This window comes from Conexibacter sp. CPCC 205762, assembly GCF_030646155.1.
Lineage (GTDB): Bacteria > Actinomycetota > Thermoleophilia > Solirubrobacterales > Solirubrobacteraceae > Conexibacter.
This window is the reverse complement of the sequence record NZ_JAUTDN010000004.1, coordinates 37,571-48,097: the sequence shown is the minus strand read 5'-3', so window position 1 is coordinate 48,097 and position 10,527 is coordinate 37,571. Positions and strand designations below refer to the sequence as shown.

Genomic DNA, 10,527 nt, shown 5'->3' with positions numbered 1-10,527 from the left:
ATGGCGCCGCGGCTCACCAAGGTCGTCGACCGCTCGCCCGGTGAGCCGCGGCGCATCGGCTACCTCTACCTGGCGCCGGCCTTCGTGCTGTTCGCCCTGTTCGTCCTCGCCCCGCTCGGACACAGCTTCTGGCTGTCGCTGTTCGAGTGGGACGGGGTGACGGCGGGCAGATGGGTCGGCTTCGCCAACTACGGCGACGTGCTGTCCGACGAGCAGCTGCGCTCGTCGTTCGTGCACGCGCTGGTCCTGATCGTCTTCTACGCGGTCCTGCCCGTGCTGATCGGCCTGCTCTTGGCGGGCGCGGTCGCGCGCGTGCAGGTGCGCGGCTTCACCTTCTTCCGCGTCGTGCTGTTCCTGCCGCAGGTCGTCGCGATGGTCGTCGTCGCGGTGATGTGGCGGATGATCTACGACCCCGGCAACGGCCCGCTGAACGAGACGCTGCGCGCGATCGGGCTCGGCGGGCTGGCGAAGTCGTGGCTGGGCGACTTCGACGTCGCGCTGCCGGCCGTCGGCCTCGTCGGCACCTGGGTCTGGTACGGCCTCGCGATGGTGCTGCTGACGGCCGGCGTGCAGAAGATCCCGCGCTCGCTCTACGACGCCGCGCGCGTCGACGGCGCCAGCGCGATCCACGAGTTCTTCGCCGTCACGCTGCCCGCGCTGCGGGGTGAGATCGCCGTCGCGCTGACGCTGACGACGATCGCCGCGCTGCGCAACTTCGACCTCATCTACATCACGACGAAGGGCGGGCCGGGCGACTCCACTTCGGTCCCCGCCTTCCAGGTCTACGACCGCGCGTTCCTGACCGGCAAGGTCGGCTCGGCCTCGTCGATCGGGATCACGCTCGTCGCGATCATCTTCGTGATCACGTTCTGCATCAACCGCTTCGCCGACCGAGGTGCCAGATGACCAGCCGCCGCGAACAGGCGACGACGTACACGATCCTCGGCATCTTCTCGCTGATCGCGCTGCTGCCGATCGTCGGGATCGTCTTCACCGCGCTGCAGGACCCGGGCGGCGGCGCCGGCTTCGGCCACTTCGACGGGATCCACCCCGGCAACTTCGCCGACGCCTGGGACCAGGGCAACTTCGGCTCCTACCTGAAGTCGTCGGTGATCGTGGCGGCGGTCGTCGTGAGCGTCTCGTCGCTGCTCTCGATCATGGCCGGATACGCCTTCGGGCTGATGCGCTTCCGCGGCTCGGACACGCTCTTCTACGTGATCCTGCTCGGCCTGATGGTGCCGACCGAGGCGATCGTCGTCCCGCTCTACTACGACTTCCGCGACCTCAGCCTGACGAACACCTACTGGGCGCTGATCCTGCCCCAGATCGGCACCTCGGTCGCGTTCGGCACCTTCTGGATGCGGACCTTCTTCCGCGCCGTGCCGCGCTCGCTCGTGGAGGCCGCGCGGATCGACGGCGCGTCGAGCTGGCTGACGCTGTGGCGCGTGCTGCTGCCGCTCGCCAAGCCGGCCGTCCTGACGATGTGCCTGCTGCTGTTCATGTGGACCTGGAACGAGTTCCTGCTGGCGCTCGTGATGGTCAGTGACGAGGGCCTGCGGACGGCGCCGCTGGGCCTCTCCTTCTTCCAGGGCCGCAACTCCTCGGACCTGTCGCTGCTGGCGGCAGGCGCCGTGATCGTGGCGACCCCGGTCGTCGTCCTCTACGTCTTCCTCCAGCGCCACTTCATCCGGGGCATGGTCTCCGGCGCCGTCAAGGGATAGGGAAATGTCAGCTGTCAGATTCACCGACGTGCAGAAGCGCTACGACGGCGTCGTCGCCGTCAGCAGCCTCTCGCTCGACATCGCCGACGGCGAGTTCATGGTCCTCGTCGGCCCCTCCGGCTCCGGCAAGACGACCGCGCTGCGGATGCTCGCGGGGCTGGAGTCGATCAGCGCCGGCGAGGTGCGGATCGGCGACCGCGTCGTCAACCAGGTCGCGCCCGGCGAGCGCGACATCGCGATGGTCTTCCAGGACTACGCGCTCTATCCGCAGATGACGGTCTACGACAACCTCGCGTTCGGGCTCAAGCGGCGCAAGACGCCGAAGAACGAGATCGACGGGCGCGTCCGCAAGGCGGCCGCCTCGCTCGACATCGAGCGCTACCTCGAGCGCAAGCCGAGTCAGCTGTCGGGCGGCCAGGCGCAGCGCGTCGCGCTCGGCCGCGCGCTCGTGCGCGACCCGCAGGTCTTCCTGATGGACGAGCCGCTGTCGAACCTCGACGCGAAGCTGCGCACGCGCACGCGCGGCGAGATCAAGCGGCTGCAGCAGGAGGTCGGCACGACGACCGTCTACGTCACCCACGACCAGGTCGAGGCGATGACGATGGGCGACCGCATCGCGGTCATGAACGAGGGCGTGCTGGAGCAGGTCGGCACGCCCGAGGAGCTGTACGAGCATCCCGCCAACGTCTTCGTCGGCGGCTTCATCGGCTCGCCCGCGATGAGCTTCTTCACCGCCGCGGCGCAGGCCGAGGGAGACGGCACGCGGCTGCGCTGCGGCGCGATCGACGTGCTGCTGCCGGGCGTCGCCGGGCTGCCGGCGGAGGTCGTCGTCGGCGTGCGGCCGGAGTGCGCGGCGGCGACCGAGGACGGCCGCAACGGCTTCGCCGGGCCGGTCCACGGCGAGGTCGCGTGGGTCGAGGCGCTCGGCCGCGAGACGTTCGTCGGCGTGAACGTCGACGGCGCCGGCGAGGAGCCCTCGCAGGTCGTCGTCCACCACACCGGCCGCGCGACGCTGCTGCCCGGCGACCCGTTCAGCTTCGGGCTGGCGCCGCGCGGGCTGCGCTTCTTCGACGTCGACTCGGGCAAGGCGATCAGACCGTGAGCCCCGCCGAGGTCCTGCGCGCCGAGATCGCGCAGCAGCCGCAGGTCTGGCGCGACCTGCTCGCGCGTGAGGAGGAGATCGCCGCGACGGCGGCGGCGCTGACCGCGCCGCCGCCGACGCTGGTGCGGATCGCCGGCCACGGCACCTCCGACCACGCCGCGATCTACGCCAGCTACGTGCTGCGGATCGTCTGCGGCTGGACGGTCGTGCGCGACTCGATCTCGCTGCCGCTCTACTACGGCCTGCCGGCGGCGCGGCCGGGCGAGCTGGCGATCGGCATATCGCAGTCGGGCGAGACGCCCGACGTCGTCGCCTGGCTGAGAGCGGCGCGCGCCGACGGCGCGACGACGCTCGCGATCACCAACGGCGCCGACTCCTCGCTCGCCGCCGCGGCCGACCACGTGCTGGCGATCGGCGCCGGCGTCGAGCGCTCGATCGCGGCGACGAAGACCTACACCGGCACGCTCGCGCTGTTCGCGCTGCTGGCCGGCCACGTCGCCGGCCGCGGCGCCGCCGTCGCCGACGGGCTGGCCGGCGTCGCGGGCGTCGCCGAGGCGCTGCTGCCGCGGCTCGACGCACAGGTCGAGCCGGTCGCGGCGGCGCTCGCGCCGGCGCAGCGGATGTACCTGTCGGCGCGCGGCCTGGAGCTGGCGACCGCCTACGAGATCGCGCTGAAGCTGACCGAGGTCTGCTACGTCGGCGCGAAGGCGATGTCGGCGACGGCGATGGCCCACGGGCCGGTCGCCGCGCTCGACGCGACGCTGCCGGTCTGGCTCGTCGCGGCCCGCGACGGGACGCTGCCGGCGGTGCGCGAGGCGGCCGCCCGCGCACGTGCGGCCGGTGCGCCGGTCGTCGCCTCCGGCCCGGCCGCCGACGAGCTGGAGGGAGCCGACCACCTGCTGCCCGTGCCGCCGGTCCCGGACGCCTTCCTGGCGCCGCTGCTGTCGGTCCTGCCGGGCCAGTTGTTCGCGGTCGCGCTTGCGCATGCGAAGGGCCTCGATCCGGGCTCTCCGCGCCACCTGCGCAAGGTCACCTCCGCAGCCTGAGGGGCCCTCCTGAACCCCCAGCGCGAACAGCGCGGCTCACATTGCCGCGCTGTTCGTCGTTCATGGATGTTCGAATCTGTGATTTTCTGTTAGCGACGGTCTGACCCTTGTAAACAGCAGATTGAGCGCTTTTCTTGACATGTGTGAGGGTGAGTTCTAAGTTCACATCTCACTAACGTTGTGCGAAGTAGTCCGAAGCTGTGAGATGTGGTTCGGACCCGCGCGGCGTTGCAAGTCTGTCCCCGACAGGAGGAAGTGGTGTGAAGCGCCTTTGGGCTACAGCAGCGGCAGCGGTCTTGGGGGCCGCGGCCCTCACCGCGGGTACGGCGCAGGCCGCGCCCGCGCCGGTCTACAGAGCCGGGAAGGGTGTGAAGATCAACGTCATGGGGGAGTGGGCGCACCCCGACGACGACACCTCGATCATCGGGCCGTGCGGTGTCTGGCACGAGCGCTACGACACCAAGTGCGGGATCATCATGGTCACGCGCGGCGAGGGCGGCGGCAACGGCGCCGGCACCGAGATCGGTCCCGCGCTCGGCCTGCGACGCGAGAACGAGGACCGCGTCGCCCACTACCGCTCCGGCACGGTCGACATCTTCAACCTCGATCGCGTCGACTTCTTCTACAACCTCAGCGCCCCGCTGACGCAGTACTTCTGGAGACAGGACGAGACGCTGCGCCGGATCACGCGGATCATCCGCATGACGCAGCCGGACGTCTACATCGGCTTCAACCCGACGATCCAGGGCGCCGGCCACGGCAACCACCAGCAGGCCGGCCGCTACATCTGGGAGGGCATGCAGGCCGCTGCCGACCCGACGATGTTCCCCGAGCAGCTGACCGGGCCGGGCGCGCTCAGCACCTGGCAGGTCAAGAAGGTCTTCTCCGGCGGCTCGACGACCGGCACCGGCGGCAACGCGCTCGCCGCCAACTGCACCAGCGGCTTCGTCCCCGGCGCGACGAACCTCGACACCGTCAACGGCGTCTGGCTCGGCTACGACTCGCCCTACAAGTGGGCCGAGGGCAACGTCCAGGGCAAGCCCGCGGGCACGCCGAAGTCGTGGGCGCAGGTCGCCTCCGAGGGCCGCCTCGCGTACCCGACGCAGAGCCGCACGATGTTCCAGACCGTCGCCGACCCCTCCTGCTCGCGCTTCGGGCAGACGTTCGCGGCCGTCCCCTTCCAGCCGAACCTGAGAGCCGACGGCACGGCCAACAGCCTCGCCGGCCGTGACGACGCGATCCTCTACGGCGCGACCGTCCAGGATCCCGGCGGCCTGCCGCTGGGCACGACCGAGCGGTTGACCTTCTCGCGCTTCTACAACACGCCCGGCCAGGCGTTCGACGCGACGCTGCGGCTGAAGTCCGGCGGCGCGACGATCCCGGCGGGTGACGTCAGACTGACGGTCCCGTCCGGCTGGACGGTCGACGCGGCGAGCAAGACGCTGCCGGCGACCAACTCGTCCGCCGAGACCGCCGTCACCTTCACGGTCACGCCGGCCGCGGGCGCCACGCTCGGCAACGCGAAGATAAGCGCGCTCGTCAGCTCCGGCTCGGCGACCGGCTACACCGACGGCGTCGTGCAGGTCGTCTCGCCGGTCGAGGGTCGCCTCGAGCGCTGGGGCACCTGGGCCGAGTACGACCAGTGGGCGGAGAGAACCGCGCCGCTGGCGCGCCGCCTCGGCCGCTCGCTCGCGCTGCAGTCGATCGGCGTCGGCGAGACGAAGACGATCAGAGTCGCCGTCCACAACTGGTCGACCGTCGCCCAGACCGGCGACGTGAGACTGACGCTGCCGGCGAACTTCACCTCCCCGCAGGCGACCAAGTCCTACGGCTCGCTCGCCGCCGGCGCCGACACGACGGTCTCGTTCGACGTCACCAACACCGACACGAGCCTGCCGACGAGCCCGCTCGCGAGCGTCAGAATCGACACGACGTACGACCAGCCGAGCGCTGGCACCGGCGCCGAGACGATGACGCTGGCCGTCGTCCCCGTCACGACGATCCCGGAGGAGACGACCGCCCCGGTCGTCGACGGCAGATACAGCGCCGGCGAGTACACGGGCGAGAGACTCGACATCGGCCGCTACTGGGAGGGCGGCAAGAGATGCACGCCCAACGGCGTCGACTGCGGCTCCGAGACGACGGTCCCCGGCTCTGCCAGATCGAGCTGGGCGCAGGTCTCGCACAGAGGTGACGCGCTCTACTTCTGGATCCACGTGCAGGACGACTACCAGGGCTACGCCGTCACTCCGTCGGAGTGCGTCGCGCACTGGCTGGCCGACTCGGTCGAGATCCTGATCGACCCGCGCGGCACCGCCAACGAGTCGAGCTTCGACACCGCCAACACGTTCAAGCTCGGCGTCTTCCCGTACACGAGAGACCCCGAGGGCAGAAACGGCAACGGCGTCAACGGCCCCTGCTGGTCGCGTGACGCCGACAACCACCAGGGCTACTCGACCGGCCCGCTCGCGGACGCGGTCAGAGACGGCCCGAACGCGCCCGGCGTCGAGGTCAAGTCGACCGCCAGATGGATCGGCACGAACGAGACGACCGCCGACCACAGCTACGCGGGCGGCGGCTACGACCTCGAGGTCAAGATCCCGATGGCCGACCTCCCGGCCGCCGTCGATCCGCAGAAGATGGCGCTCAACATCACGCCGTACGACAACGACAACAACGCGGCCGCCGGCACCACCGCGCTGCGCCACATCGACGCCAACCAGACCCGTCTGGCGTGGTCGGCGATCAACGGCGTGCAGGCCGCTCCGTACCGCTGGGGCCACGCGAGAGTGGCGAACTACACGCCGCCGGTCGGCCGTCCGACGACTCCGTCGCTGCCGATCGTCTCCAGCTCCAACCTCGACGGCACCACCTCGCCGCAGACGATCGCGCAGTCGGCCCGGGACGGCGTCCCGATCGCCGGCCGCACGCCCGCCCCGGCGAGCAACAGCATCACGGTCAGCAACGTCAGACTGGGCGCCGACAGCGCCGAGCTCGACGTCACCTCGACCGGCTCGGGCACGGCCCGCGTCTACCTGTGGTCGGGCCTGACCGGCTCGATCCCGGTCTACACCAGCAGCTGCGCGCTGCCGAACGCGGCCTCGTCGCTGCTCGACCTCGCCAGCTACGGCCTCGACGCCTGCACCGTCACCGACGGCGGCTACCCGGTCTGGGGCAGCGACCAGAACGGGCGCGTCGTGGGAGCGCAGGAGATCGCGGTCACCGCCGGCACGCAGCACGTGACGATCCCGCTCGACGCCGCCGGCCGCGCGAAGCTCGCCGCCGACGGCACGGCGCTCGTCTCGTACCTGACGCCGGCCGACGAGGTGCAGGCGCTGGCGCTGCCGCTGGCGCAGGCGAAGCTGACGGTGACGGCGGCTGAGGTCGCCGACGCCGACGGCCCGGCCGAGGTCGAGCTGCGCGCTCGCGTCGCCGGCACGACGCCGTTCCCGGGCGCCGCGACCGGCACGGTGCAGTTCCAGCTCGACGGCGCCGACGTCGGCGCGCCGGTCAAGCTCGACGCGCAGGGTCGCGCCGAGCTGACGGTCGACGCGATCGACACGCCCCGCGGCCACACGGTCACCGCCCGCTACAGCGGCGACGGCGACTACATGGCGCGCGCGGCCAGCTACACGGCCAGAAGCGCCGACGGCGCTCCCGGCCCCGAGGGTCCGCAGGGCCAGCCCGGCCCGCAGGGTCCCGCCGGCCCGGCCGGCTCCACCGGCCCGCAGGGGCCGAAGGGCGACACCGGTCCGAAGGGCGCCAAGGGCGACAAGGTGCTCGTCACCGTCTCCTGCACGCTCGTGAAGGGCCGCACCGTGAAGTGCGTCGTGCGCGAGTCGGGCGCGACGAAGAAGAGCAGCAAGCTGAAGGCGAGCGCCCGTCTCGCCAACAGCAAGAAGCGCGTCACCCGCAGCGCACGCGGCTCGGTGACGCTGTCGTTGAAGACGGCCAAGCGCGTCACGCGCGCGCAGAAGGTCGTCGTCACCGTCAGCAAGGACGGCAAGACGGTCAGCTCGACCGTCTCGGCCAGCGGCAAGCGCACGCTGCCGATCAGCGTCCGCTAGACGGCCACGCCTGACGCGGCGGCCCCGGTCCTTGGTGACCGGGGCCGCGCGTCTTTCTGATACAAGCCTCCGAGCCATGAGCGTCTCGCGCCAGCGCCACACGATCCCCGCGCAGCGACGGCAGGAGATGCTGCGCGCCGTCCGCACCAGCCCGATGCACGTCGCCGACCTCGCCCGCAGCTTCGGCGTCTCGGAGATGACGGTCCGGCGCGACCTCGACGCGCTCGCGCGCGAGGGCTACATCGAGCGCGTCCGCGGCGGCGCCGTCCAGGTCAGCGGCGAGCAGTCGTTCGACGAGATCGTCGTCGTCCGGCTCGACGCCAAGAACCGCATCGGCGCGGCCGCCGCCGCGCTGGTCGAGGACGGCCAGACGCTGATGATCGACATCGGCACGACCACGCTGCAGGCGGCCCGTCACCTGCACGGCAGAAGGATCACGGTCGTGACGACGAGCATGGCCGTCTACGACGAGCTGGTCGGCGACGCCGACATCGAGCTGATCCTGCCCGGCGGCCTGCTGCGCCGCAACTACCGCTCGCTCGTCGGCGTGCTGGCCGAGAGCACGCTGCGCCAGCTGAGAGCCGACCTGCTGTTCCTCGGCACCAGCGGCGTCGACGCCGGCCTCGCGATCTGGGACTCGACGATGGTCGAGGTGCCGATCAAGCGGGCGATGATCGAGGCCTCCGCCGAGGTCGCCCTGCTCGCTGACGCGGAGAAGTTCTCGATGGCCGGCCTCGTCCACGTCTGCGACGCCGTCGCCGTCGACCGCATCGTCACCGACCTCCCGCTGACGGCCCCCGCCGCCTCGATCGCCGACGACACCGGCATCACCGTCACCGTCGCCTAGGACGACGAAGGGCCCGGCGGTTGCCGGGCCCTTCGAGAGACTGCTGGCGGAGCGGCTGCTCCAGAGAGGCCAGGGGCCTCCTTACATCATGCCGCCCATGCCGCCCATGTCGGGCATGCCGCCGCCCATGGCGCCGCCGTCCTTCTCCGGCACCTCGGCGACGATCGCCTCGGTCGTGAGGATGTTCTTGGCGATCGACGCGGCGTTCTGGAGCGCGGAGCGCGTCACCATCGCCGGGTCGATGACGCCGGCGGCGACGAGGTCGACGATCTCGCCGGTCGCGGCGTTGAGGCCGAAGCCCTTCTCAGCCTTGCGGACGTCGTTGACGACGACCGAGCCCTCGAGACCCGCGTTGTGCGAGATCTGACGGAGCGGCTCCTCGAGCGAGCGCAGGATGATGCGCGCGCCGGTCTTCTCGTCCTCGTCGGTGATGCCGTCGAGGTCGATCGCGTCGGCCGACTGCAGCAGCGCGACGCCGCCGCCGGGCACGATGCCCTCCTCGAGGGCGGCGCGCGTGGCCTGCAGCGCGTCCTCGACGCGGTGCTTCTTCTCCTTCATCTCCGTCTCGGTCGCCGCGCCGACCTTCACGACGGCGACGCCGCCGGAGAGCTTGGCGAGACGCTCCTGGAGCTTCTCACGGTCGAAGTCCGAGTCCGTGGTCTCGATCTCCGACTTGATCTGCTTGATGCGGCCCTTGATCGCCTCGGCGTCGCCGGCACCGTCGATGACGGTCGTGTTGTCCTTGGCGACGACGACGCGGCGGGCGCGGCCGAGCTGCGAGATCTGCGTGTTCTCGAGCTTGAGGCCGAGGTCCTCGGTGATGACCTCGCCGCCGGAGAGGATCGCGATGTCCTCGAGCATGCGCTTGCGGCGGTCGCCGAAGCCCGGCGCCTTGACCGCGACGCCCGTGAAGGTGCCGCGCAGCTTGTTGACGACGAGCGTCGCGAGCGCCTCGCCCTCGACGTCCTCGGCGATGATCAGGAGCGGCTTGCCCGACTGGATGACGGCCTCGAGGACCGGCAGCACGTCGCGGACGGAGCCGATCTTGGAGTTCGCGATGAGGATGTAGGGATCCTCGAGCACGGCCTCCATGCGGTCCTGGTCGGTGACCATGTAGGGCGAGATGTAGCCCTTGTCGAACTGCATGCCCTCGGTGAACTCGAGGTCCATGCCGAACGTCTGGCCCTCCTCGACGTTCACGACGCCGTCCTTGCCGACCTTCTCGATCGCGTCGGCGATGACCTCGCCGATCTCCTCGTCGCCGGCCGAGATCGTCGCGACGCGAGCGATCTGCTCCTTGCCGGAGATCTCCTTCGAGAGGCTGCCGATCGAGGCGACGACCTGCTCGACGGCCGTCTCGATGCCGCGCTTGAGGCCGAGCGGGTTGGCGCCGGCGGCGACGTTCTTCAGACCGGTGCGGACGATCGCCTGGGCGAGCACCGTGGCGGTGGTCGTACCATCGCCGGCGATGTCGTTGGTCGCCGTGGCGACCTCGCGGACGAGCTGCGCGCCCTGGTTCTGGAAGACGTCCTCGACCTCGATCTCACGGGCGATCGTGACGCCGTCGTTCGTGATCGTGGGAGCGCCGAACTTCTTGTCGAGCACGACGTAGCGGCCCTTCGGGCCGAGCGTGACCTTGACGGCGTTGGCGACGGCGTCGACGCCGGCCTCGAGCGCCTTGCGGGCGTCGGCGTCGTACTTCAGTTCCTTGTGAGCCATATCTGGTTCGTTATCTCCTGTTGGA

The 10,527-nt window shown here is 70.7% G+C and carries 7 protein-coding genes; 6 read left to right on the top strand and 1 reads right to left on the bottom strand.

Translation table 11 applies throughout. The features are described 5' to 3' along the window. From Q7L73_RS05565 to Q7L73_RS05540, 6 genes are all read left to right on the top strand, one after another. Window positions 1-906, top strand: a complete 906-nt coding sequence (locus Q7L73_RS05565; RefSeq protein ID WP_304686633.1) for a carbohydrate ABC transporter permease — start codon at window positions 1-3, stop codon at window positions 904-906. Beyond that, window positions 903-1,721, top strand: a complete 819-nt coding sequence (locus Q7L73_RS05560; RefSeq protein WP_304686632.1) for a carbohydrate ABC transporter permease — start codon at window positions 903-905, stop codon at window positions 1,719-1,721. Before Q7L73_RS05565 ends, Q7L73_RS05560 begins: the two co-directional genes overlap by 4 nt. A 4-nt stretch (window positions 1,722-1,725) precedes the next feature. After that, window positions 1,726-2,823 carry an ABC transporter ATP-binding protein gene (locus Q7L73_RS05555; protein ID WP_304686631.1) on the top strand — a complete coding sequence of 366 codons (1,098 nt, stop codon included), beginning with the start codon at window positions 1,726-1,728 and terminating at the stop codon, window positions 2,821-2,823. Then, a complete protein-coding gene (locus Q7L73_RS05550) occupies window positions 2,820-3,869 on the top strand; it encodes an SIS domain-containing protein (protein WP_304686630.1) in 1,050 nt (349 codons plus the stop codon). The genes Q7L73_RS05555 and Q7L73_RS05550 overlap by 4 nt, the downstream gene beginning before the upstream one ends. Window positions 3,870-4,237: 368 nt before the next feature. Further along, window positions 4,238-7,936 (top strand): Ig-like domain repeat protein, encoded by a 3,699-nt coding sequence (locus Q7L73_RS05545; RefSeq protein ID WP_304686629.1) that lies wholly within the window; start codon window positions 4,238-4,240, stop codon window positions 7,934-7,936. Window positions 7,937-8,012: 76 nt separating this feature from the next. Then, entirely contained in the window at window positions 8,013-8,783 is a 771-nt protein-coding gene (locus Q7L73_RS05540) for a DeoR/GlpR family DNA-binding transcription regulator (RefSeq protein WP_304686628.1), read from the top strand. An 81-nt stretch (window positions 8,784-8,864) separates the two neighbouring features. On the opposite strand, the gene groL is transcribed toward Q7L73_RS05540, so the two are convergent. Beyond that, window positions 8,865-10,502: a chaperonin GroEL gene (groL, locus tag Q7L73_RS05535; RefSeq protein WP_304686627.1), complete on the bottom strand. Its 1,638-nt coding sequence runs from the start codon at window positions 10,500-10,502 to the stop codon at window positions 8,865-8,867. Window positions 10,503-10,527: the final 25 nt, after the last annotated feature.

Coding starts and splice junctions, on each gene's coding strand:
- Q7L73_RS05555 (WP_304686631.1), top strand. CDS start 1,726: ATGTCAGCTGTCAGATTCACCGACGTGCAGAAGCGCTACGACGGCGTC.
- Q7L73_RS05560 (WP_304686632.1), top strand. CDS start 903: ATGACCAGCCGCCGCGAACAGGCGACGACGTACACGATCCTCGGCATC.
- Q7L73_RS05540 (WP_304686628.1), top strand. CDS start 8,013: ATGAGCGTCTCGCGCCAGCGCCACACGATCCCCGCGCAGCGACGGCAG.
- Q7L73_RS05565 (WP_304686633.1), top strand. CDS start 1: ATGGCGCCGCGGCTCACCAAGGTCGTCGACCGCTCGCCCGGTGAGCCG.
- groL (WP_304686627.1), bottom strand. CDS start 10,502: ATGGCTCACAAGGAACTGAAGTACGACGCCGACGCCCGCAAGGCGCTC.